The organism is Caballeronia arvi (assembly GCF_001544695.2).
Lineage (GTDB): Bacteria > Pseudomonadota > Gammaproteobacteria > Burkholderiales > Burkholderiaceae > Caballeronia > Caballeronia arvi.
This window is the reverse complement of the sequence record NZ_FCOM02000074.1, coordinates 1-22,456: the sequence shown is the minus strand read 5'-3', so window position 1 is coordinate 22,456 and position 22,456 is coordinate 1. Positions and strand designations below refer to the sequence as shown.

22 protein-coding genes and 2 pseudogenes are annotated in these 22,456 nt (G+C 61.6%); 12 read left to right on the top strand and 12 right to left on the bottom strand.

Annotation, left to right across the window (positions count from 1 at the left end; genetic code table 11):
* Positions 1-40 precede the first annotated feature (40 nt).
* The 4 genes and pseudogenes from AWB74_RS38760 to AWB74_RS38740 form a co-directional block, all read right to left on the bottom strand.
* Positions 41-1,207, bottom strand: a complete 1,167-nt coding sequence (locus AWB74_RS38760) for an IS30 family transposase (RefSeq protein WP_061151870.1) — start codon at positions 1,205-1,207, stop codon at positions 41-43.
* Positions 1,208-1,377: 170 nt separating this feature from the next.
* Positions 1,378-1,584: pseudogene (locus tag AWB74_RS38755) on the bottom strand (CsbD family protein).
* A gap of 142 nt (positions 1,585-1,726) precedes the next feature.
* On the bottom strand, positions 1,727-3,064 hold the full coding sequence (locus AWB74_RS38750) for a Gfo/Idh/MocA family protein (protein ID WP_061151883.1): 1,338 nt from the start codon (positions 3,062-3,064) through the stop codon (positions 1,727-1,729).
* Positions 3,065-3,901: 837 nt separating this feature from the next.
* On the bottom strand, positions 3,902-4,093 hold the full coding sequence (locus tag AWB74_RS38740) for a hypothetical protein (protein WP_061151868.1): 192 nt from the start codon (positions 4,091-4,093) through the stop codon (positions 3,902-3,904).
* A gap of 68 nt (positions 4,094-4,161) precedes the next feature.
* Here AWB74_RS38740 and AWB74_RS38735 point away from each other — a divergent pair, with 68 nt between their 5' ends.
* The 4 genes from AWB74_RS38735 to AWB74_RS47725 all read left to right on the top strand — a co-directional run bounded on the left by AWB74_RS38735 (position 4,162) and on the right by AWB74_RS47725 (position 6,889).
* Positions 4,162-5,034, top strand: a complete 873-nt coding sequence (locus AWB74_RS38735; RefSeq protein WP_087039443.1) for a Kelch repeat-containing protein — start codon at positions 4,162-4,164, stop codon at positions 5,032-5,034.
* 602 nt (positions 5,035-5,636) lie between these two features.
* Positions 5,637-6,065, top strand: coding sequence for a GntR family transcriptional regulator (locus tag AWB74_RS38730; RefSeq protein ID WP_235024856.1), 429 nt, complete (start codon positions 5,637-5,639; stop codon positions 6,063-6,065).
* 18 nt (positions 6,066-6,083) lie between these two features.
* Entirely contained in the window at positions 6,084-6,401 is a 318-nt protein-coding gene (locus tag AWB74_RS47730) for a Rossmann-fold NAD(P)-binding domain-containing protein (protein ID WP_235024855.1), read from the top strand.
* A complete protein-coding gene (locus tag AWB74_RS47725; RefSeq protein ID WP_235024854.1) occupies positions 6,401-6,889 on the top strand; it encodes an NAD(P)-dependent oxidoreductase in 489 nt (162 codons plus the stop codon). Before AWB74_RS47730 ends, AWB74_RS47725 begins: the two co-directional genes overlap by 1 nt.
* Positions 6,890-7,096: 207 nt before the next feature.
* On the opposite strand, the gene AWB74_RS38720 is transcribed toward AWB74_RS47725, so the two are convergent.
* Genes AWB74_RS38720 through AWB74_RS38710 form a run of 3 tightly spaced genes read right to left on the bottom strand, consistent with a single transcriptional unit; the run spans position 7,097 to position 10,000 of the window.
* Entirely contained in the window at positions 7,097-8,368 is a 1,272-nt protein-coding gene (locus AWB74_RS38720; RefSeq protein WP_061151866.1) for a TRAP transporter large permease, read from the bottom strand.
* A 10-nt stretch (positions 8,369-8,378) separates the two neighbouring features.
* Positions 8,379-8,912, bottom strand: a complete 534-nt coding sequence (locus AWB74_RS38715) for a TRAP transporter small permease (RefSeq protein ID WP_061151882.1) — start codon at positions 8,910-8,912, stop codon at positions 8,379-8,381.
* Between the two features lie 53 nt (positions 8,913-8,965).
* Positions 8,966-10,000 (bottom strand): TRAP transporter substrate-binding protein, encoded by a 1,035-nt coding sequence (locus AWB74_RS38710; protein WP_061151865.1) that lies wholly within the window; start codon positions 9,998-10,000, stop codon positions 8,966-8,968.
* A gap of 326 nt (positions 10,001-10,326) precedes the next feature.
* Here AWB74_RS38710 and AWB74_RS38705 point away from each other — a divergent pair, with 326 nt between their 5' ends.
* The 7 genes from AWB74_RS38705 to AWB74_RS38675 all read left to right on the top strand — a co-directional run bounded on the left by AWB74_RS38705 (position 10,327) and on the right by AWB74_RS38675 (position 16,794).
* The gene (locus tag AWB74_RS38705; protein WP_235021264.1) at positions 10,327-10,752 is read left to right on the top strand and encodes a MaoC family dehydratase; all 426 of its coding nucleotides are present in this window, start codon (positions 10,327-10,329) and stop codon (positions 10,750-10,752) included.
* 4 nt (positions 10,753-10,756) lie between these two features.
* Complete coding sequence (locus tag AWB74_RS38700) at positions 10,757-11,569, top strand: enoyl-CoA hydratase/isomerase family protein (protein ID WP_061151863.1); 813 nt, start codon at positions 10,757-10,759, stop codon at positions 11,567-11,569.
* Positions 11,566-12,729, top strand: coding sequence for an acyl-CoA dehydrogenase family protein (locus AWB74_RS38695; RefSeq protein WP_061151862.1), 1,164 nt, complete (start codon positions 11,566-11,568; stop codon positions 12,727-12,729). Before AWB74_RS38700 ends, AWB74_RS38695 begins: the two co-directional genes overlap by 4 nt.
* A gap of 30 nt (positions 12,730-12,759) precedes the next feature.
* Complete coding sequence (locus AWB74_RS38690) at positions 12,760-13,953, top strand: CaiB/BaiF CoA transferase family protein (protein WP_061151861.1); 1,194 nt, start codon at positions 12,760-12,762, stop codon at positions 13,951-13,953.
* Entirely contained in the window at positions 13,950-14,423 is a 474-nt protein-coding gene (locus tag AWB74_RS38685; protein WP_061151860.1) for a MaoC family dehydratase, read from the top strand. Before AWB74_RS38690 ends, AWB74_RS38685 begins: the two co-directional genes overlap by 4 nt.
* 135 nt (positions 14,424-14,558) lie before the next feature.
* Positions 14,559-15,455 (top strand): helix-turn-helix domain-containing protein, encoded by an 897-nt coding sequence (locus tag AWB74_RS38680; RefSeq protein ID WP_061151881.1) that lies wholly within the window; start codon positions 14,559-14,561, stop codon positions 15,453-15,455.
* A 118-nt stretch (positions 15,456-15,573) separates the two neighbouring features.
* Entirely contained in the window at positions 15,574-16,794 is a 1,221-nt protein-coding gene (locus AWB74_RS38675) for a glycoside hydrolase family 88 protein (protein WP_235024853.1), read from the top strand.
* A 3-nt stretch (positions 16,795-16,797) separates the two neighbouring features.
* On the opposite strand, the gene AWB74_RS38670 is transcribed toward AWB74_RS38675, so the two are convergent.
* The 4 genes and pseudogenes from AWB74_RS38670 to AWB74_RS38655 all read right to left on the bottom strand — a co-directional run bounded on the left by AWB74_RS38670 (position 16,798) and on the right by AWB74_RS38655 (position 19,106).
* The gene (locus AWB74_RS38670) at positions 16,798-17,127 is read right to left on the bottom strand and encodes a DJ-1/PfpI family protein (RefSeq protein WP_235024852.1); all 330 of its coding nucleotides are present in this window, start codon (positions 17,125-17,127) and stop codon (positions 16,798-16,800) included.
* 48 nt (positions 17,128-17,175) lie between these two features.
* Positions 17,176-17,876: pseudogene (locus tag AWB74_RS38665) on the bottom strand (SulP family inorganic anion transporter).
* 497 nt (positions 17,877-18,373) lie between these two features.
* Positions 18,374-18,742, bottom strand: a complete 369-nt coding sequence (locus AWB74_RS38660) for an HVO_A0114 family putative DNA-binding protein (RefSeq protein ID WP_061128547.1) — start codon at positions 18,740-18,742, stop codon at positions 18,374-18,376.
* Between the two features lies 1 nt (position 18,743).
* The gene (locus tag AWB74_RS38655) at positions 18,744-19,106 is read right to left on the bottom strand and encodes a toxin-antitoxin system TumE family protein (protein WP_087039442.1); all 363 of its coding nucleotides are present in this window, start codon (positions 19,104-19,106) and stop codon (positions 18,744-18,746) included.
* A 326-nt stretch (positions 19,107-19,432) separates the two neighbouring features.
* Here AWB74_RS38655 and AWB74_RS38650 point away from each other — a divergent pair, with 326 nt between their 5' ends.
* Positions 19,433-21,874, top strand: a complete 2,442-nt coding sequence (locus AWB74_RS38650; protein WP_087039441.1) for a PAS domain S-box protein — start codon at positions 19,433-19,435, stop codon at positions 21,872-21,874.
* A 370-nt stretch (positions 21,875-22,244) separates the two neighbouring features.
* Here AWB74_RS38650 and AWB74_RS38645 read toward each other — a convergent pair.
* Positions 22,245-22,456 (bottom strand): amidohydrolase family protein (locus AWB74_RS38645; RefSeq protein ID WP_160110361.1); only part of this gene is annotated, 212 nt, incomplete at its 5' end.

Genomic DNA, 22,456 nt, shown 5'->3' with positions numbered 1-22,456 from the left:
CTGCCGCACTGTACAAAAAGCTCAGGCATGCCTGGCGGATTCAACCGGTCATTGCAACACCTAGCGTCTCTGCCAATTTCTCCGCTGGACTCTTAAATGCCAAGGTCTGTCGTGGCCGCTGGTTCAGTCGCTTGGCAACAGCATTCAATTGCGCCTGCGAGTATTGATCCACTGGCTGACCTTTCGGGAAGTATTGACGCAGCAAACCGTTGGTATTCTCGTTGCTGCCTCTCTGCCACGGACTTCTCGGATCGCAGAAATACACCTGCAATTCGGTGGCCATCGTGAACTGTGCATGCCCGGCCATTTCCGTGCCTCGATCCCACGTCAACGAACGCCTCAACTCCACGGGCAGTTTCTTGATCCGTCTGATCAGCGCCTGCGTCACGCTTGATGTGTCTTTGCCCGCCACCTTCACCAGCAATGCATAGCGCGAGTGACGCTCCACCAGCGTGGCAATGTACGTGTTGCCCGAGCCCGCAAGCAAGTCACCTTCCCAATGTCCTGGCACCGCGCGATCCTCAGCTTCGGCGGGCCGCTCGCTGATCGGCACCGCACCAATAATCGTGCCCCTGCTCTGTCCTCGGGTCGATGCGCACTTGGCCCGGCGCATCGTGCGATTCGTGCGCAACTCGTTCACCAGTTCCTTTTTCAGCGCCCCTCGCGCCTGGATGAATAGTGTCCGATAAATGGTTTCGTGCGAAATGTGCATCTCCTTGCGCCGCGGGTACTGTCGCTTGAGCCAACCTGCAATCTGTGCAGGAGACCATTGTAGAGACAGCTTGCGCGCGACTTGCATACGCAAACTCGCACGACGCGCCAACACACATTGCTTCGGTCGCAGTGCGCGCTTCCATGCCTGATCGTCGGCCGCGTGCGCTCGATATCGCTCGCAACCGCCATTGCGGGCAATTTCCCGGCTGATGGTCGACTTGCTGCGTCCTAACTGCGCCGCAATACTCCCATATGACTGATTGCGTCCCAACGCCCTTGATATTTCCTCGCGCTCGGCCAACGTCAGCGCGCACGCCGCACGCTTGCGACCAACCGGGCTGATGCCTCCGTTGCGCGCAATCGCCCGATGCATCGAGCCTACATCGCGCTCCAGTGCCCGCGCAATCGCGCTGACGCTTTGACCCTCGCGCCAAAGCTCCCAGATCCGTTGCCGCTGAACCTTGTTCAACCACGGTTTTTTCCCTTGTCTCATCAATGCCACATGCCTCCGTCTATCTATTAGACCTGAGGTGTTGCATCGACCGGTTGAATGCGCCCTCGTTTTTTATGCTGACGAGGATGTCGTCGTCTTCAATCAGCGAATCGAGGTGCCCGTACGGCCGCGCCGATTACGACGATTGGCTCCCAATCGGATTCACCGCGTTACGGCTTTGCGGTGGCATCGGCCGCATCGTCGGCCGCGTCCTTCACATCCTCTTCGGCGTCGCCTACTTGCTTTCGTGTCTCGCCGGCGACTTGCTGTGCATCGCCTTTCGCCTCGTGCGCGGGGTCGTCCATCATTTATCCAACCCCTTCATTGATCTTGCCCTTCACCTTTTCTCCAACCCCTTTCACCTGGTCTTCGTTCATCACCGCGCTCCCTGTGCGCCTGCGGATCGCAGGTACACAGGGAGCACGCAAGGATGATGCCGCACAAGTTGGGACTGGTTGGTGTCCTGCATGAAAAGCGCGTGTGTTTAACCGGATTCCCACGTGATGACATGGCCGGGCACTAAAACGTCTCTTCCAGCGGGTCGGGACCGCGCGTCGGGGCGGTGATCTGCGCAAGCTTAACGGCACGCCCGGTTCGCGCCGACTTGTAGATCGCGTCAACAATCCGTTGATCCTGCAAGCCTTCCTCGCCCGGCGTATGCGGCACGATGTCGTCCCGCGCGCATACCGACATATGATCGATCTCGCGCGCGAATTGGTTTTGCGGATCGATTTGCACTTCCGTAGTCGCGTTCTTGCCGTCCACTAGCATCCCATATCGCATGCGCAATCCGTTGTATCCGAACGCCGGATCCATCTCGACCCAGCCCTGCGCGCCCTGCAACCGGAAGAAACGGGATTCGTGACTCGCATAGCTCGAGATGCAAGTCGCTGTCAGTCCGCTAGGGAAACGCAGGATGAATTGCACGGATTGCTCGACTTCAACGAAACGAGGATCACCCGTCGGCTGATAAACGGTCGCGAGAACTTCTTGCGGTTCCTCGCCCGATAGAAAGCGCGCTGCATTAAGGCAATAGAGCCCGATGTCAGGCATCGCGCCCCCGCCCGCGAGTGACTTCTTCAAGCGCCATTGCGTTGGATCGCCGACATTCTGGGAATTTCCTGCGATGAACTCGCGTAAGCTCCCAAGCTTCCCTTCCTTGACCATCTTGGAAATCATGCGATCCATCGGCTCGTATTGGCTGCGATACGCGATCATCAGCTTTCGATTGGCGCGCCTCATCGCATCGACCATCGCCTGGCAATCGGCGGCGTTGTTGGCCATCGGCTTTTCACGCAGCACGTGCTTGCCGATTCTCGCCGCGCGCACTGTGAACCCTTTGTGCATGCCATTGGGCAACACGATGTAGACGACCTGGGCGCGAGGATTGTCGGCGAGGCGCTCGAAGTTCTGATAGTCGTAGATATCCACCTCCGGCACGCCGTACTGGTGCGCGATGCGCAGCGCCTTGGTGCGGTCGCCCGAGACAAGCGCGGTCACTTTCGAATACTTGCACTGTGCGAGCGCGGGCAGGATCTGATTCAGCGACAACCGCCCGAGCCCAACAATCGCATAGCCGATGCGCTCGTCAGGCGGCAGATTTGCGTCTGGCGTGTCTTCCTTCTGCTCGGTGTTTGCATCCTGGATCAGAGGAAGCCTGACCTGGTTTGCGTCTGCTTTCGACGGCCCCGCCGCCCAAGCGCCGCCAGCCGAACTCGCCGCGAAGGCGACGGCGACGCCGGCCCCACCGCGCTGAAGAAAAACGCGCCGGCCGATTTCGGTCGGTGTGGCATCGGCGTTGTCCTCAGGCGCGAGCGGAAATTCCTGGTGATAAATGGGACGGCTACGAAAGCGCATGTTGACTCCAATGCGGAAGATCGAGGACGGAATAGGATCAGCATCGGACATGCCAAAGAGGAACCGTCCCTCAGAACGCGTGCGTCGTCTCTCCAAGTTCAATGCAGCCTCACACGTCCTCCTCTATAACTTGGTCGCCTTCTGCACGCTGAACTTTTGTCCAGGCTTCCAATTTGAACATCCCGCCAGGGATCCGCATCGCGGTTGAACGTGACGCCAGCATGGCCGCATAAATCAAGGAGTCGATCTTCGACACTTCGTCGACTGAGCAGATGTTCTCGATGCCTGCGTTTCGCTATGCATGATCGGATTCGCGCGGAACGTATGCGGCGCTTGGCGCGTCGATCGACATGCCAAGAGCTGAAACCCTTGCCGACCGATACATCCGCGCTCCATTCGGACAACTCCGCGAACGACTGCGGACCGGGCCGCGCCGCAACCCGCGATGGCGAATGTTCGCGACGCATGGGATTCGTCTCTATCTATCAGACCAGCGCCGTAGCGGTCGTAAGGATGTTCGCCACGAATTATCCGTAGATGCCTTCCATCACCCAGCGTTTCCGGCTCGCCGTATCTCGCGCCCTTTCCAACACCTGTTCCCGTTTCCAGGCGACACTGTAACCACCGAGCTCCCAGTTGAGCATATCGAGCCTCGATCCACGCAGTGCCAAGCGAGTCGGGAAGCCAATTCGACAACAAGCTGTCCACGAGCCGGCGTTTCCGATCACATCTGTTCGGGCCAGATTCATGCGCAATCGCTTACTGCCGGCATCGTCTTCGGTCTCAAGCCGTGCGACCCGCTATCGAACGAATCGGCGCTCTAACGTTAAAACCAGTTCACCCAGCATGACGCGAGGATAGTTCATGGAACTCGACCGACGCCGCCATCTCAATCTCGCCGCCGCAACGGGTCTCTACCTGCTCACACGCGGGGCGCAAGCCGCCGGTCACGCCGACGACATGCCAAGCCCTGATGAAATGCAGGCGATCCAGCGCGGTGGCCTCTATGCCGCACTGCGCGACCCCCATGACACGCAGCTTCCGATCGACGCTTCACCCAGCGCTTCATCTATAGCCCCGCGCCGCACGCCTCCGCAGTGGGCCACTGGATCGATGCGCCGCCCTTGCCCTTGCCGCGCAGCGAGATGGCCTGGGCGACGAGCGAAGGCGCACGCATGCACGTGATCGGCGGGTACGGCGCCGGACAGGTCGCACGCCCGCACCACCATGTCTTCGATGTCGCGCGCAACCGCTGGCTCGAAGCCGCGCCGATTCCACGTGGCGCAAATCATATCTGCGTGGCTGCGCTCGACGGCGTCGTGTACGCGTTCGGCGGTTTTGTCGAGCAGAACCGGATCGCCGTGCCGGATTGCTATGCGTATGTGGTCGCCGACGATCGCTGGCACACGATCCATCCGCTATCGCGCGGATCGCGCGGCGCGATCGCCGTCGTCGCGCACGACGGACTCGTGCACGCGATCGGCGGCCGCGACACGCGCTCGGTCGACTGGCACGAAGTCTACGATCCGCGAAGCGATAGCTGGAGGACTCTCTCGCCTGTTCCCGGCCCGCGCGATCATTCGGCAGCGGTATCGCTTGGCGGACGCATCCACGTCGCCGGCGGGCGCATGGACACGTTTGATTTCAACACCGGGATGCACGTCGCCTACGACGCACAAAAGGACGCCTGGGAAGAACGTGCCCCGATGCCCACGCCGCGCTCCGGGCACGGCGGCGTCGTGTGGCGCGGCAAATTCCTGTGCATGGGCGGCGAGGGCACACGTCGCGTATTCGGACAGAACGAAGGCTACGATCCCGGCGCCGACGCCTGGCAGGCGTATGCGCCGATGCTCACGCCGCGTCACGGCATGGGCGCGGCGGTAATCGGCGACGCGGTCCACGTCGCAGGCGGCGGACCGATGAACGGTGGACGCATTCAGAGTTCAATCCACGAACTGTTCTTTGCTTGATATGTCCTCGAAAAAAACCCCGGCGCAGTCAGGACGGGGTTGTCTCCGTTCAAGAGGGGAACGCGCCTACTTGCAATGACGTTCCCAATGATGATGCACGTGGACCTTGTGACACACAGCATGATGATGCGCTTCAGCGAAAGCCGGAGCGACAAACAAGATTGCCATGCCAGCGGTAAGCACGGTGAGAATTGCCTTTTTCATCAGCTCGTTAACCTGAAGGTGGAAGAGACGAAATCCTAGCAGCGCGAGCTTACGAGCACCTTGGCGCGAAGAAGTCGTGCGGCGGTACTCGTACCATGAGTTGCCGAAATCGACCCATTAGTGCCGGTCGGGCCGTCGCATATCTAAGGGCAGATATCAGAGGGGAACGGACATTCCGTGTTGTCACCCAAGGACACCGGCCAAAGCCGACAGTTAGGCGACGGCGTCGATGAGCCGGTAGGAACACCAAGTCTATCCCCATGTTGAAAAAGCAAAAAAGCGCGCGATGGCTTACAGCAACGTCGGCGGTACAAGGTTTCGATTGGCGAGAGGCACGGCACCAAGCGCTGCCAGTTCACGCGACGCGTCTTCGTAGAAGATTGCGTCGAACAGAGGCCATGGATCTCTACGAGATTCGAGCAGGGCTCGCGCGCACGGCGGGACGTCTCGCCGCGCTGCGTCTGACCGCGGACGAGGAGCAGTTGCTGAGCCTTCTCATTGACCAGATGGATTCCGCCGTTGCCGAGCGCAGCAGCCATCTGTATCAAACCCTGAACACCGAGTTTCATCGTCAATTGATGGCCGCGACCAAGAATCCGCGGCTGATCACGATCAACCAAGCCGTCGAAGACGAACTGACACTCTACATTTACAAGGGCGTGTATTCGTTCGCGCAAATGCAGCGTTCCTCGAAGGAACACCGCGAGCTCTTCGAAGCGCTGCGTGCGGGTCAGGCCGATGCGGCTGCACAGGCTTTCGAGAATCACGTGCAGACGGGCAAGAAGCGCATGCTCGACACCGTGTCGACGAGCCCGTCCGAACGTTAATAAGCTTGGAGCAGCTTTTTGAAAACCATCGTGTTTCTGGATCGCGCGACGCTGTCGGCTGATCTGCCCGATTTTCCCTTTCCACATCGCTGGGTCGAATATTCGTCCACCACGCCGGGACAGGTGGTAGAGCGCTGCAGTGACGCGCAGATCGTCGTGACCAACAAGGTGCCGCTGACGGGCGACGTGCTCGCGCAGTTGCCGCATCTGGAACTGATCGGCGTGCCGGCAGGCGTCATCATCTGGATATGGAAACATGCCGCCGACGTGGCATCGAAGTGGTCGCGTGTCCGGGACATTCGACGATCTCCGTGCCGGCGCACGCGTTCGCACTGATGCTAGCGCTGCGCCGCAACCTGGTTGCTTACTGGCGCGACGTCTATGGCGGGGGCTGGGGCGGGTCACCCACTTTCTACGCTGAACTGCATCCGATCGAGGATCTGCATGATTCGACGCTCGGCATCGTCGGCGCCGGTCACGGTGGAAAGCGACTCACCAAACTAGCCGGCGCGTTCGGCATGCGTGTGATCTTCGCCGAGCGAAGGCATGCCACGGTGGTGCGCGAGAGCTACGTTGCGTTCGACGAGGTGCCGCGCGAAGCGGATGTGATCAGCCTGCATTGCCCGCTTACCGACGAAACGCGGCATCTTTTCGGTCTCGCCGAATTCGAGCGAATGAAGCGCAGCGCGTCGCTCGTGAACGCCGCGCGCGGCGGCATCGTCGACGAGGGGGCGCTAATCGAGGCGCTCGACCGCAAGCTGCTCGCGAATGCCCCGCTCGACGTCCTCGAGCAGGAGCCGCCTGCAGTCGATCATCCGCTGTGACCCGCGCGCGCACGGATCTGATCGTGACTCCACATGTCGCATGGCGGACTCAGGTGGCGATCGCGCAAGGAATCGTACGGCATTATGCGCGGCGCTGGGACCGAAATGGAAAGATAGTGTTGCGCCTTTCCAAGTTCGCTGAGAGACGCGTGATGTGACGAAGGGCGCTATCGCGCCCTTCTTGTCCGGAGAAAAGCAAACAACCGCTTACTTCGCGCCCAGCAAATGCGGCAGAAACTGCGGGATATGGGGGAAAAAGATGATCAGCAGCAGATCTATCACGAGCGCGAAGATGAACGGAAGAATCGCGCGCGTCGCCTTCTCCACCGACACTCCGCCGATCGACGCCGCCGTGAAGAGACAAAAACCGATCGGCGGCAGATTAATGCCGATGGCCGAGTTGATCAGCACGATCACGCCGAACACGACCGGATCGATGTGCATCTGCACGACGAGCGGCAGGAACACCGGAATCACCACCGCGATGCTTGAGATCGTTTCGAGCACGGTATGCGCCGCGATGAGGAACAGGTTGATCAGGATCAGCAGCACGATCGCGCTCGTGGTGATCGCGAGAAAACTGTTCGCTACATGCAGCGGAATCTGCGCTTCAATCAGGTAGCGCCCGAGCACGAACGCAAGCCCGAGCAGGAACGAGACACGCGTGGTATTCACCGATGTTCTCACCAGAATGTCCTTGAAATGCGAGAGCTTGAGCGTGCGGAAGATGAACGCGCTCACCAGCGTCACATAGACCGCCGCGACCACGCCCGCCTCGACCGGCGTGAAGATGCCGCCGAGGATGCCGCCCAGAATGATGACCGGCGTGAGCAGCGCCCAGAACGCCTCGCGGAAAGTCGTCCACAGCTTGCGCCCATCGAACGGCTCGACTGCGCTGTAACCCTTCTTCACCGCGGTCACGTAATTGACGATCATGAACGACACGACCACCAGCAGCATCGGAACGATGCCGGCGATGAACATCGTGCCGACCGATACGTTCGCCGTATACGCATAGACGAGCATGCTCATCGACACGGGAGAGAGCAGCCCGAGCGAACCCGCCGCCGATTGCAGCGCCACCGCGAACGCGCGGTTATAACCCTTCTTCACCATGCCGGGAATCATCACCGAGCCGATCGCGGCAGTGTCGGCCGTCGCGGAGCCGGAAAGGTCCGCGAAGAACATGCTCGCGACGATCGTCACCTGGCCGATTCCACCGCGCATGAATCCCACTAGCGCCTGCGAAAATTCGATGATGCGCTTCGACACGCCGCCCGAATCCATGATCGCGCCCGTCAGCATGAAGAACGGAATGGCGAGCAGGCCGACGTTGTTGAGGTTCGAAAACAGTTGCTGCGGAATCACGAGCAGCGACGTGCCGTTGATCGACAGCGCGAGCGTCGCCGCAATGCCGATGCAGATGGCCACCGGCACGCCGAGCCCGAGCAGCCCCGCTCCAAAAGCGATTGCCCACATGATGTTTTTCCTAGAGATGTTCGGACACGCCCTCGACAAGCGTGGCGTCGGTCTGCGTCTGCGGCGCGAGATGCGAGACGGCGATCCGCACCAGCGAATGAAACGCGAGCAGCGCGCCACACACCGGAATCGAGAGATACGGATAGACCATCGAGATCGGAATCGACGCGGCGGTTTCGGTGCCCATCAGCGCGAGCATGTCGGTGCCGTATAGGACGAACACCGCGCCGAGCGCAAGGATCGCGCAGTCCGTGAAGTCCTTGAGCAGCGGCGCGAACGCGGGCGGCACGCGATCGGCCAGCACGCGCACTTCCGGATGCGCGCGCAGCTTCACGCCGGCCGCCGCGCCAAGGCACGTGAGCCACACGAACAGATACGCCGACACCTCGTCGGACCACGATAGCGAATCGTGCAGCACGAAGCGGAAGATCACCCCGAGCCCCGCGACGATCACCGCCCCGAGCAAGAGGCAGCTACAGACGAACAGATTGATCTTCAGCACGATGCCGTCAACGAACATCAAGCCGCGCGCGAGCTTTTCCATGCGTGTCGCCTCCCGTGGTGCCTGGGTTGTGCGGTGGCCGTCGTTCGCATCCGTCATTCCGATGCGACCGCCGGCGCTTGCTTGGCCGTGTTGATCTCCTGATACAGCGCCGGGCCATCCGGAATCTTGCCGATGAGTTCGTCGCGCGCGGTCTTGGTGGCTTGCGCCCACGGCGCGGTATCGACTATCGTGACCTGGATGCTTTTCGCTTTCATCGAAGCGATCGCGGCGTCGTATTCGCGTTTGTACTCCTTGAGATCGAAGTCCGCGGCGATCTTCGCCGAGTCCTGGAACGCTTTCTGATCGGCGGGCGAAAGCTTGTCCCACGAGCTCTTGCTCATCGCCAGCACGACCGGAAGATAGTTCACGCGCGTCACGTAGAAGTGCTTGGCAACGTCGGAGAACTTGTCCTGCACGAACTGCTCGGGCGAGGTATCGGCGCCATCGACGAGACCTTGCGACAGCGCGAGAAACAACTGGTTGTAGGCGAGCGGCGTCGGATTCGCGCCGAGCGCCTTGTAGCCCGCGATATAGCCCGGACTCTGCATCACGCGCACCTTCAGATCCTTCATGTCCGCGAGCGACGTGACCGGACGTTTGGTCGTGAACAGGTTGCGTTCCCCGACCGCGAGCCACGTGAGGCCGATCATGTTCACCGGCTTCATCATGTCGAGATACTTGCGGCCGACCGGACCTTGCAGCACGCCGTTCGCTTCGTCCATGCTGGAGAAGAGATACGGCATATCGAAGATCTGCCATTGCTTAATCGTGTTGTCGATCGGCGCCTGCGCGGAAATCATCAGCTCCTGCGTGCCCGTGCGCAGCGCCTGCGTCATCTGCACTTCGCCGCCGAGCTGCGATTGCGGGAACAGTTGAATCTCGACGTGGCCGTGCGTGCGCGCGGCGACTTCCTTCGCAAACACCTGCGCGGTCAACTGATAGTGATTGTCGGGCGCCAGCGTGTGTCCGAGCTTCATCACGACCTTGTCCTGCGCGCTCGCGCCAGACGATACCGCCACGCACATCGCGGCGAGCGCCGCGCTCATCGCTACGCGCAGCATGCTCTGCGCTCTGAAAAGCGAACTCATGTTGTCTCCTTGCTCGATAGGGATACCGCCCGGCGGGTGCGCCGCATCGTTCGGTGCGAGTGCGCGGTGCGAATGCGGAGCCGGCGGGTTGACGCAAGTATTTGTGATCGCAGCGATGGTGCGTTAGGACCAGTCGTCGAATTTCTTGGACTTTTTTACGCGGCCCTTTCGCATCGCCGGGTCCGATGCAAAAAAGTCCAAAAGATCGCGCGAACCGTCCTACCGGTTGAATGAGGCCCCTCTTTAAAGTGACTTCCACGCCGACGATGCGATGTCAGAACGCATCGTTTAGCGATAACCCCAACTCATCACGAAGAAACATCGACATGGCCAAACGCCCTCATATGGATTGCTATGCGATCGGCGACACCGCCGATTTCGCCAAGACCGTCTCCGAATACGATATCTATGGCTTTGCCGGCATCGTCGGCGATTTCTACGCCGTGCATCTCAACGAGGAATATGCGAAGGGCACTCGCTTCGAGAAACGCATCGCGCAGGGCTGCCTGTCGGTCGGATTTCTCTCCACGGTGATGGGCTACATGGCCGGGAAAGCGCCGAGCCCCGGCGCCGTGTCGTACCGCTATGACATCACCTTCAACGCGCCGGTGTTCATCGGCGACACGGTGAGCGCGCGTCTCACGCTCGAAGAAAAGGACGAAGAACGCAACGTGTGCGTCTTCGCCGCCGACGTGACGCGCCAGGACGGCGTGGTCGTGGCATCGGGCAAGACCTATCTGAAAGTGCTGTAACGCCATGACGAACGACACGCTTCCCATTCTCGCCTCGCAGCACGGCGCGTTACGCCTCCTGACGCTCAATCGCGCCGACAAGCTCAACGCGTTCACGCCCGACATGCTCGCTGCGCTCGAAGCGGAAATCGCCGATGCGCTCGCCGACGACGCGACGCGCGTGATCGCGCTCACCGGCAGGGGCGCGAAGGCATTCGCCGCGGGCAACGACATCGAGCGGCTCGTGTCGCTCGACGGCGTCTCGGCTTATCGCGACATGGTGGCCGGCCAGCGCGCGCTGCTGCGTCTGCATGAAAGCGCGAAGCCGACCATCGCGATGGTCAACGGCTACGCGCTCGGCGGCGGCTTCGAACTGGCGCTCGCGTGCGACTTCATCGTGGCATCGAGCGATGCGAGCTTCGCGTTTCCCGAGATCACCTTGAACACCATGCCCGGCTGGGGCGGCACGCAACTGGCCGTCGCCAAGATGGGGCTCGCGTGCGCGAAACGCTTCGTGCTGAGCGGCAGGCGCTTTTCCGCGCGCGAGTGCGAGGCGTTCGGCTTCATCCACGAAATCGCCGCGCCCGAGAAGCTGTTCGATACCGTGCGCGCGTTCGCCGACACCCTCGCCTCCTACGATCCGTTCGCGGCCGAGATGGCCAAGCGCGCGCTGAATCGCGCGGGCGAATTGCCCTTGTCCGCCGGACTCGATTTCGAGGCCGCGCAATACGCCGTGAATTTTTCGAGCGAAGGCGCGCGCGCGGGCCTGCGGCACTTCGTGGAACGCAAACGTGCGCGCCGCGCCGCGCAAGCCGACACCGCACCGGTCACGCCATGACGACAAACTTCAATCAACCTCACTGGCTCGGCGAAGAGCACACGATGATGCGCGAAGCAGTGCGCCGCTTCGCCGAGAAGGAAATCGCGCCGCAATCGGAGGCGCTCTGGGAGCACGAAGCGTTTCCCTACGCAATCTGGCGGCAGGCAGGCGAACTCGGCTTCACGGGCTTGCCGTATCCCGAGGAATACGGCGGCGGTGGCGGCGACTGGCTGTCGTTCGTGATCGTGCTCGAAGAACTCGCACGCGTGGACTGCGCCGTCGCCAATGCGCTGATGGCGAACTCGACCGTCGCGAGCCTCCTGAACAACTACGGCACGGCGCAACAGAAAGCGCGCTTTCTGCGCCCCATTCTCGACGGCACGCAGATCGGCGCGATCGGATTGTCCGAGCCCGACGCCGGTTCCGATGCGGCCAACATCGGCACGCGCGCGGTTTTCGACGGCGAACACTGGATCATCGACGGTGCGAAGACCTTCATCAGCAATTCGGGCACGGAGATCGGCGGGCCGACCGTGATCGCGGCAGTCACCGGCACTCGGCCCGATGGCCGCAAGGAGATCTCTAACTTCATCGTGCCGCAAGGAACGCCAGGCTATGGCAAGGGCAGAAAGCTACGCAAGATCGGCTGGCGCGCATCGATCACGCACGAGCTGTTCTTCGAGCAGTGCGCGATTCCCGCCGATCAACTGCTGGGCGAACGCGGCGCGGGCCTGCGCCAGACGCTCGCGCAGATCAGCACGGGGCGCATCCTCATCGGCGCGCTCGCGCTCGGCATCCTGCAGGGCTCGCTGGATCGCTCGGTCGCATACATGAAGGAGCGCCGCGCGTTCGGACGCGCGATCGCCGAGTTTCAGGCGCTGCAGTTCAAGATCGCCGACATGGCGGCCGATGCGCACGCCGCACGTCTGATGCTCTACGACGCCGCCGCGTCGAAGGACGCCGGCGCGGCCTTCGATACGCAGGCGTCGCAAGCCAAACTGTTAGCGACCGAGCACGCGATGAAAGCCGCGCATCAGGCGCTGCAGATTCACGGCGGTTACGGGGTGATGGCCGAGTTTGCAGTCGCGCGCGCATTCGGCGATGCAAAGGTGCTGGAGATCGTCGAAGGCACCTCGGAAATACAACGCATGATCATCGCGCGCACGCTGCTCGCGTGATCGCGCGCTGAAACCGAGAGGAGAATGTTTATGCTGGAAGGCATCAAGGTGCTGAGTTTCACGCATTTTCTGCAGGGCCCCGCCGCCGTGCAGATGCTCGCCGATGTCGGCGCGGATGTGATCAAGATCGAACCGCCCGGCGGCGCGTTCGAACGTAGCTGGACCGGCGCGGATGCATTCCTCGAAGGCGTGAGCGTGTTCTTTCTGCTCGGCAACCGCAATCAGCGCAGCATCTCGCTCGATCTGCGCGACGAAGCGGCGCGCGAGATCGTTTGGCGTCTGATCCGCGAAGCCGACGTGCTCGTCGAGAACTATCGTCCCGGCGTGCTCGACAAGATGGGCTTCGGCTATGCGCAGGTGCATGAAGTCAATCCGCGTCTCGTGTATTGCTCGTGCACGGGCTACGGTTCGTCCGGGCCTTATCTGAAGCGTCCAGGCCAGGATCTGCTGCTGCAGGCGATGAGCGGACTGACCATGCTTTCCGGCGACGCGGAGTCGCCGCCCACGCCGGTCGGTTCCGCCATCGTTGATCAGCATGCCGCCGTGCTCGCCGCATTCGGCGTGGTCGCCGCGTTGCAGGCGCGCGAGCGCACGGGCGTGGGCACGCGCATCGAGAGCAACCTGCTCAACGCCGCGCTCGATCTGCAAATCGAGCCGTTCACGTACTACATGAACAAGGGGCCGTTGTGGGCACGCACGCATCCGCCGACCGGCAGCCGCTTTCATCCCGCGCCGTATGGCGTGTACCGGACGCGTGACGGCTATATCGCGATGTCGCTCACCCCGACGCAGAAGCTCGCGAACGCGCTGTCGTGTCCCGCGCTCGCCGCGTTCACGCATCCGAAGGACAACGTGCTGAGGCGCGACGAGATCAATCGTCTCGTCTATGACACGCTGAAAACGCGCACGACCGAAGAGTGGATGCACACCTTCGAGGAACACGATATGTGGTTCGCGCCCGTCAACGATTATGAGCAGGTCGAGCAGGATCCGCAGGTCGCGCACAATGAAATGATCATGTCGTTCGATCACGAGGAAGCGGGACCGGTGCGCGTGCTCGCGCATCCGGTGCGCTACGACGGCGCGGCGCCTCCGCTGCGGCGGCACCCGCCGAAACAGGGACAGCATACCCGCGAAGTGCTCGCGGAACTGGGTTATACGCCGCAGGAGATCGACGGCTATGTCGAACGCGGCATCGCATTGACTTCGAGGAGAGAAGCATGAACGCGCAACCGAACAACTGGCCGGCGCTCTTGCGCTTCGATGACGTCGAGATCGGCCGCACGCAGGTCAACGTTCAGACGGTCACAGAGGCCGAAGTGAACGCGTTCGGACACCTATCCGGCGACCTGAATCCGCTGCATATGGAAGATGCCTTCGCCGAATGCTCCCCTTTCGGACGGCGCGTCGTGCATGGCCTGTTGACGGCCGCGCTGGTCTCGGCGGCGCACACCGAATTGACCGGTCCGGGCTTCGCGTATGTCGGGCAGGAGCTGCGCTTTCTGGGGCCGGTGTATATCGGCGATACGGTGACGATCAACGTTTGCGTCGTCGAAAAGAAGCCCGCAAAGCACATCCTCGTGATGGATACGACGGTGCGCAATCAGCAAGGACGCGTGGTGCTGAGCGGGCTTTCCGCGCTGAAGGAACTGCGCTTCGATCATGCGCTGATGGCGCGCAGCGCGGCGGCGTGACACCGTCGCGCGGGCCGCATGGTGTAAATGCCAACTAATCGGCGGGCGCGGGCACGGCTACACTCGTGCAGTCGCCCGCGCAGCGCGGGCATGCAGGCGGGCGCCACGACGCTCCGCCGCCAACGGAGGAGACAGTTGGATACCGCATGTTGCTGTCACGTTCCGGTGATCCGGATCGAGGACTACGAATACGGCGCGCACGTCAAGACGCCGGACTTCCATCTCGCGCCGATCGAGGCGCTCAAATCGACGCTGGTCTATCCGCACCGGCACGACTTCTATCACATGATGTGGGTGCTCGCGGGCAGCGGCTCGCATGTGATCGACTCGGTGCGCTACGACGTGCGCCCCAATACGCTCTACATCATGGCGCCGGGACAGATTCACGATCTCGATCTGTCCGCCGATACGCTCGGCTATTCGCTCAGTTTCTCGTCGGAGTTTTTCGCGTTCCGCGTGCAGAACCGCCATACGGAGACGGAAGTACCCGTCTATAACTTCGAGCAGCTCGCCCCGTGCGTCAACTTGAGCGACGCACAGGTGCGCGAACTGGCGCGCGTGATGGACGGCATCCGCCATGAGTATCAGGAGGAGCAGGTCGGCTACACAGACGCGATCTGGGCCTATCTGCACGTTTTTCTGATCAAGGTCGCGCGCATGTGCGATGCCGCCGCCATACGCGATGCCGCCGCGACGCGCAGCGTGCTGCTGTCGCGCCGCTTCAAGAGCCTGCTGGAGAAGCATTTTCGCTCCGTCAACGAAGCGGCCGATTACGCGCGCCTGCTCAACGTCACGGAACGCGCGCTCAACGAAGCGACGCGTCAGGCGCTCGGCAGCACTGCGCCCAAGCTGATCCGCGAGCGCGTGATGCTGGAGGCCAAGCGTCTGCTGCTGCACTCCGAAGTGAATGTCGCGGAGATCGCCGCGATGCTCTCGTTCGACGATCCCGCCTACTTCAGCCGCTGCTTTCGCAAGCATACGGGCCGCTCGCCGATCGACTATCGGCGCAGCCTCGACAAGCTGCACATCTGAGCGTCTTCATGCGGCGCTTCGATGCGGAAATGTCCAACAGTTCATGCGTTTCATCCTAACGCGGTCGCGCAGGCGCTTCTTAGAATCGTCCTGCGAATGACAAACTCAAGGAGACGCCGTGTCGAACGCAATGAACTCGCTGTCAGTCAGCGAGACCCGGGCAGAGCTGTTTCGCGAAACCCTCGATAAAACCGCGCAAAAGGTCGCTTCCGACGAGCTGACCTTCGGCGTCGAATTCCCGCAAGTCACCGGCCCCGATGGTCAATGGGTGCGTCTGCCCGCCTCGCTTTCGGCGGGCTACGACGGCGACGCATGGAGCCACGGCAACTGGTTCTGCGGCTTCTGGGTCGGCTTGCTGCTCAGCTCGTACGTGCACACCGGCGAGGCGCGCTTTCTGGAATGGGCGCGCGCCCGGATGCTGCTCGTCCGCCAGCGCGCGCAGGATCCGAACACGCATGACATCGGCTTCATCTTCGATAGCAGCGCGGTGCCGGGACATCACATCACCGGCGACGCGTGGTTCGCCGACATTGCGCTCGAAGCCGCCGACAAGCTGCGCGCTCGACTCGTGACGACGCGCAACGGCGCGTATCTCGCGTCCTGGGGACCGATCTCCGATCCGCGCGGCCGCAGCGCCTCGGCGATCGACACGATGGCCAATCTGTCGCTGCTCTACTGGGCCGCCGGTCACGCCGACGACGGCAGCTACCGGCAAGCCGCGGACGCGCACGCCAAGATGACGGCGCGCGCCTTCGTCCGCGCCGACGACTCGACCTATCACGCCGTCGAATACGACGTGCACAGCGGCGCCCGGAAACGCGGCTACACGTTTCAAGGCGCGTTCGACGAATCGGCGTGGAGCCGCGGCCAAGCTTGGGCGATTTACGGCTACGTTAACTCCGCACGGGAAACCGGCAAGCGCGCGTATCTGGATCTGGCCGAGCGTCTCGCCGATTACTACCTGCGCCGCCTCGACGGGCGTCAGGTGCCTCCGTGGGACTTCGATGCGACCGGCCGCGACGCCGAGATCAAGGACACGGCCGCTGCCGCCGTGGTGGCGTCGGCCTTGCTGGAGATGGCACGCGTGCATCCCGAGGCGCACGCCGCCGCGAAATGGCGAGGCCACGGCCTCGCGATGCTCGAAGCGCTATGCCGCGACGAATTCACCCGGGACGGCCAGCACGGGCTGTTGCATAACTCGTGCTACTCGAAGCCGCACAATATCGGCGTGGACGGCGCGACCATGTTCGGCGACTTCTACTTCGTCGAGGCGCTATGCCGCGCCGTGCATCCCGGCAAGCTGCGCCCGCTCGACGACACGCGCATTCCACTCGCCTGAGAGTCACGACGAAGCCATCGCCGGCAGGTCTTGATCGACGACGACCTCCGGATCCTCCCGGTCCGCCCCGGCATTCTTAAGGTCGGTTTTGAGCGCGGGCCACGAGGTCATGCGCCCGCCGTGTGCCGCGCCGGTCTCGATGATGGTCCACGGGCCGTGGCAGATCGCTGCCATCGGCTTGCCGTCATCGAAAAAGACCTTTGCGAAAGCCACCGCCTTCGGCTCCGTCCGAAGCGCATCCGGGTTCAGGACGCCGCCCGGCAGGAAGAGCGCGTCGAAACTCGGGGCTTGGCGTGGTGGAGGGCGACGTCGACCGGGAACTCGTCTCCCCAATTCGTGAAGTTCCAGGCGCGGACATGCTTATTCCTGTTTTTTTGCTCATCAACCGTCGCCGACATATCCCACCCATACGAGCCGCAGCCGCAAAGGCCGCGAGCGCGCTGGACGGGCCGTCGTCTCGGCGCGAGACGATGCACGTCTCGGCGGCGGCTTGGTCGAGTGCCTTACGAGGCTCGACCATTTCGACTTGCTCAGATCCTTCCTCATCGCGCTGGCCGCGATGGAGCCGATCACGGCGATCAGCGCACCAGGAGCGCGCGGCGCCAGACGCTTGCAACCGAAGATCACCGCGAGAACGGCAAGCGAAAGCACCATGGTCGGATAATTCGCCGCGGCAATGCGTTGCAACACGCTCACGATCTGCATGACGGGACCTTGCCCATGCTTTGCGAGCCCGAACAGCCCGGCGAGTTCGCCCGCCGCGACCTGCACGTCCACGCCTGTCAGGAAGCCGATCACAGCACTGCGCGAAAGAAGGCGGCCAGAAAGCCCAGGCGAAAGATGCGCGCAGCCACGAGCATGACGGCAGCCGTCAGGGCCACTATGCTCGTCAGGCCGACGTATTCCATACTGCCCGATTTGGCGACGGCCGTAAGCGTGCCCGCGAGGACCGCGGCTGTCGCGGAGTCTGCCGCGACCACCAGCTGGCGCGACGCGCCAAGTACCGCAAATGCAAACAGGGGGAGCAAGATCGTGTAGAGACCAGTAACTGTGGGCGTGCCGGAAATCTTCGTGTAGCCCATCACCTCGGGGACGCGCACTGGGGGACGTCCTTCCACCAACGCTGCCGTTTCACCTGGTCCTCGCGCGCTGCGCTACAGTCGCCGCGAAGCCTCGCATTGCAGTGGAGCACGCCTTCCGGAGTGCTAACGAACGGCGTTATGTTCATTATGTCAATCCGAAGCGATATTAACGCTCAAAGAACTTCCGCAGACGTCTCATAAATTTTGCGAATCGTTGGGTTCTCCCTGGCCGACGCAAACCCTGCGCGGTCAAGAGGGTCAACGGGACGGGCGTTGGTCCAGATCAAATCCTCCGCCGATAGACAGCCGTGCCCCTGTCACGGAAAAAATGTGAGGAGTACAGCAGGCTAGACCGCATGTCCTTCGTCGGGCGTTTGGGGAGTCTCGTCGGAACCCGGCCTAAAGATGATACCGACGTACTCTGCAGATTTCTGTTCGACGTCGGGCTGAGGCCGTAGTTGCGTGAAAAGGCACCCTGGGACCCTTTTCACCGGTCGCTAAAACGAGACAGCCAGCTCGACGCCTGAATAGTCGACGCGGGGCGCAAGTCTTCGATGCGGACCCGGCTCGAAATGCACCAGGCCGTAACCCTCCATGGTCCGAAGGGTACGCGAGAGGTTGGACACCGCGCGACCGGTCTTCGCGGCCAGCTCGTCCAAGGAGCCCGGGTTTGTCTCAGCGATCGTCGCGAGCAATTCCCGGTTGCTTTCGGACAGCACCTTGGCCAGCGTTTCGAGCGACTGGAACCAGACTTTCGGTTCATCGGGCGCGGGCTTGTATTGGCCTTTCGCGATGGCGATGGTCCGGGCCTTGTATTCCTCGCGCGAGGCAATACCAACTTTCAGGATCTTGGTGTCTGCAGTCATATCAGCTACTCCTTTCCTGCAAGATCGTTTCAACTTCCGCCCAGAAATCTTCCATCAGCTTGCCGGCGTCCTCATAGTCGTAGAATCGAACTCTTTCGCCCTTGTGCTTGTGGTCGTATTCGATCCGCGTTCGGGCTCCCGGGCCGGAGCCTTCGGTGATCCCGTGCGCGTTGTCGAAGCCCAGCAGGCGGGCGCCGTCCTCGGCATGGAGCGTTAGCGAATATCTAAGTCCATGCGGGCGCTCCGGTGTCACGTCGCATTCCTTGACCTCAAACTTGACCCAGCATGTTTCGCTGCCATCGATGGCAAAGCTCTCCCCGTCCAAGGACAAAAGCGCGTCCAAGCTGTGGTGATGATCGGTCATGCTTTATGTTATCACAGTCTGATAAGATCGTTCAAATCCACGTTTGACATGAGCGGCGACCAAGAGGCAGCAAAGCTGGGCGCTTAGACGTCGGATTGATGGAAGGGCTAGGCGTCATAGGGGCGGGCTCGAGAAGCTGCCCATGCCTACATCTGTAAGCGCCATCCAGATTGGCATCTAGCGACTGCGCCGGACCTTCCCGCGATTGATGTTACGTGCCATGGAAACTGAAGACTGCGCGGCTAAGCGAAAAGCGTGCACCCTCCCTGGCATAAAAATTGCGGCAACGACTAACTTTTGTCCAGCAGGTCCGCACACTGTTCGCTATGAATGACGACACGTCACCCGCCGCCAGCTTCAGCGCTGTCTGGCTTCAACTGTGGGCCGGGTCCACAGACGACTATTCCATTTTCGCCCTTTCGCCTGACGGCGTCGTCATGACGTGGAACCCAGGGGGCGAGCGTATCCAAGGGTACAGGGCTGATGAAATCATAGGGCAGCCATTCTCCGTGTTTTACATGGAGACCGAACGGGCCGCGGGCGCGCCCGACGCCGCACTCAAAGCTGCTGCCAGTTCAGGGCGCTATGTTAGTGAAGGATGGCGTCTGCGACAGGACGGCACGAGGTTCTGGGCCAATGCCGTCATGACAGCACTCCGTGATAGCGCTGGTCAGCTTCTGGGCTTTGGAAAGGTCGTTCAGGACGTCAGTGACAAAAAGGCGGCTCACGACGCCGTGCTGCAAAGCGAGCGCAGCTTTCGCCTGCTGGTTCAAGGTGTCATCGACTATGCGATCTTCATGCTGTCGCCCGACGGCCGGGTCACAAGCTGGAACTCCGGCGCCCGGCGGATCAAAGGATACAGCGAAAGCGAGATTGTGGGCTCGCACTTTTCAAGGTTTTACACGCCAGAGGACGTCGCCGCCGGGGTGCCGTTTCGCGGGCTGGAAACGGCAAGACGCGAAGGCCGTTTCGAGGCAGAAGGTTGGCGCGTGCGCCAGGATGGCAGCCGCTTCTTCGCACACGTCGTCATTGACGCGATCCGCGAGAACGGTGAGCTCGTCGGTTTTGCGAAGGTCACCCGGGACATCACCGAACGTCGGCGTGCCTCGGAACTACTTGAGCAAACGCAGCGCGCTCTGTTCCAGGCGCAGAAAATGGAGGCGTTGGGGAAACTGACCGGCGGGGTGGCACACGATTTCAACAATGTCCTGCAGGTGCTCCGCGGAAACTTGGAACTGCTCGAAAGCAGGTACGGACGGGACAACTGGAGCGCCGAGCGCTTGGGCAAGGCGATCGACGCCGTGGATCGCGGCGCGAAACTAGCCTCGCAGCTGCTCGCCTACGGACGTCAGCAACCACTGGCGCCCCTTGTCATTAATCCCGCACGCCAGCTTCGCGTACTAGACGACCTGTTGCGCCGGGCGCTGGGCGAGACGATCGAAATCGAGTCTGTTGTCGCGGGCGGTCTCTGGAACGTCCTCGTTGATCCGCATCAGCTGGAAAACGTGATTCTAAATCTGGCGATCAATGCACGCGATGCAATGCCGGATGGCGGCAAGCTCACACTCGAACTCGCCAACGCGACGCTGGATGACGAATACGTCTCGACGGTACCTGACGTCAAGGTCGGACAGTATGTCATGCTGGCTGTCACGGACACGGGGACCGGCATGAGCCGGGAAGTGATGGAGCGCGCTTTCGATCCGTTCTTCAGCACGAAACCGGAAGGCGAAGGTACTGGCCTTGGACTGAGCATGGCGTATGGGTTTGTCAGGCAGAGCGACGGACACATCAAGCTCTACAGTGAGATCGGCGAAGGAACAACTGTCAGGATCTATTTACCTCGCTCAACCGGCACGGCAGTCGAATTCCCGGCGCGCACGAGGGGCAGCGTGAAGCACGGCGAAGAGACCATTCTCGTGGTGGAGGATGATCCGCAGGTCCAATCGACGGTTGTCGAGCTTCTTACCTGCTTGGGCTACGCTGTGTTAAAGGCAAATGACGCCGAGCAGGCACTGGCTGTCGTCGCGAGCGGCGTGCACATCGATCTGTTATTTACGGACGTGGTCATGCCGGGGTCGTTGCGTAGCCCCGACATGGCAAGGCAAGCCACCCAGATGCTCCCCGGACTCAAAGTGCTCTTCACTTCAGGGTACACACAGAATGCTATCGTCCACGGCGGCCGGCTCGACCCGGGCGTGGAACTGCTCAGCAAACCGTACAGCCGTCAGCAGCTCGCGACGAAGGTGCGGCAGGTGCTCGGCGACAGCGATAGCAAGACAATCGAACAACCAATGGCCGAATCCAGAGATGACCCGGATATTTCGGTCCGGCGCCCCAAAGAATTGCGCGTCCTTGCGGTAGACGATGACTCCGCGTCGCTCGACGCGCTCTGTGAACTGCTCCTGCTCCTAGGAATCGGCGCACGGCGCGCGGAAAAGGCCGCCGCAGCGCTCGACATCCTCGAAGCGGGCGACATTGACGTTCTTCTGACAGACGTCGTTATGTCCGACATGTCCGGGCTGGAACTGGCGCGCCGTGCCACGGCCATGCAACCAGACCTCGAGGTCATTTTTGCTTCCGGAAACACGCTGTCGGAGGAAGAGACCCGGCAATTCAAATGGTCGGCGCTGCGCAAGCCATATTCGCTTGCGCAGTTGCAAGATACGCTGCAGTCCGCCAGTAACCGTCAGGCAAAGCGGAAAGCCGGCAGGGGCGATCATGACAGGATCCACGACTCAGCCGATAAACCGGGCTCTAAATCTTAGTGCCCTTAGACCCGCGTTGCTCCGACTTTCCTGGTGAAGCCGTGAGTGCACCCCTGCTACGGGAAGTGCAGAAACAAACCAGTAACCGCAGATGGCCGCAGTGAGCGGAACAAGTGTTTGTGGCCCTACCTTGTCGGTTCTATGCAGCCTGGGCGAAGTCCGCGAACGTGCTCTTCGCGGGCCATCTTTCAGTCGGGCCCCCGGGTCGTTAGTTAGCATCGCTAATCTACTAGCGTTAGATTCATTTATGTCAATTGCGCCGTGCTTTGTACAGCACCAGACCATGGGAAAACTCCGGTGGGACCTCCACAAAAAAAGGAAGCCGGCCGATCAAGTAAAGATTAGCCGGCTTGTGACCTGCATGGTTACCTCATGAGGTGCGAGAAAGGGAGTCCGCTGCCGAAGCGCTGCGAGGCGCTTGGTTGATGTCGAATCGATAAAGGGCGAGCGGGGTCGTGCGCAGGATGGCGTCGGTGATTTCCTGGCTTGAGTCAATGTCCTGCAACGCCGAGACCGCTCGAGCGAAGTCAGTCGTATGTTCGAACTGGGTGTGTGGCCAATCGCTACCCCACATTAGGCGCG

What these genes read in the sequence shown, in the direction of transcription:
- AWB74_RS38760 (WP_061151870.1), bottom strand. Translation starts at nt 1,207, where the DNA reads ATGAGACAAGGGAAAAAACCGTGGTTGAACAAGGTTCAGCGGCAACGG.
- AWB74_RS38750 (WP_061151883.1), bottom strand. Translation starts at nt 3,064, where the DNA reads ATGCGCTTTCGTAGCCGTCCCATTTATCACCAGGAATTTCCGCTCGCG.
- AWB74_RS38740 (WP_061151868.1), bottom strand. Translation starts at nt 4,093, where the DNA reads ATGGGGGTCGCGCAGTGCGGCATAGAGGCCACCGCGCTGGATCGCCTG.
- AWB74_RS38730 (WP_235024856.1), top strand. Translation starts at nt 5,637, where the DNA reads ATGGATCTCTACGAGATTCGAGCAGGGCTCGCGCGCACGGCGGGACGT.
- AWB74_RS47725 (WP_235024854.1), top strand. Translation starts at nt 6,401, where the DNA reads ATGCTAGCGCTGCGCCGCAACCTGGTTGCTTACTGGCGCGACGTCTAT.
- AWB74_RS38720 (WP_061151866.1), bottom strand. Translation starts at nt 8,368, where the DNA reads ATGTGGGCAATCGCTTTTGGAGCGGGGCTGCTCGGGCTCGGCGTGCCG.
- AWB74_RS38715 (WP_061151882.1), bottom strand. Translation starts at nt 8,912, where the DNA reads ATGGAAAAGCTCGCGCGCGGCTTGATGTTCGTTGACGGCATCGTGCTG.
- AWB74_RS38710 (WP_061151865.1), bottom strand. Translation starts at nt 10,000, where the DNA reads ATGAGTTCGCTTTTCAGAGCGCAGAGCATGCTGCGCGTAGCGATGAGC.
- AWB74_RS38705 (WP_235021264.1), top strand. Translation starts at nt 10,327, where the DNA reads ATGGCCAAACGCCCTCATATGGATTGCTATGCGATCGGCGACACCGCC.
- AWB74_RS38700 (WP_061151863.1), top strand. Translation starts at nt 10,757, where the DNA reads ATGACGAACGACACGCTTCCCATTCTCGCCTCGCAGCACGGCGCGTTA.
- AWB74_RS38695 (WP_061151862.1), top strand. Translation starts at nt 11,566, where the DNA reads ATGACGACAAACTTCAATCAACCTCACTGGCTCGGCGAAGAGCACACG.
- AWB74_RS38690 (WP_061151861.1), top strand. Translation starts at nt 12,760, where the DNA reads ATGCTGGAAGGCATCAAGGTGCTGAGTTTCACGCATTTTCTGCAGGGC.
- AWB74_RS38685 (WP_061151860.1), top strand. Translation starts at nt 13,950, where the DNA reads ATGAACGCGCAACCGAACAACTGGCCGGCGCTCTTGCGCTTCGATGAC.
- AWB74_RS38660 (WP_061128547.1), bottom strand. Translation starts at nt 18,742, where the DNA reads ATGACTGCAGACACCAAGATCCTGAAAGTTGGTATTGCCTCGCGCGAG.
- AWB74_RS38655 (WP_087039442.1), bottom strand. Translation starts at nt 19,106, where the DNA reads ATGACCGATCATCACCACAGCTTGGACGCGCTTTTGTCCTTGGACGGG.
- AWB74_RS38650 (WP_087039441.1), top strand. Translation starts at nt 19,433, where the DNA reads ATGAATGACGACACGTCACCCGCCGCCAGCTTCAGCGCTGTCTGGCTT.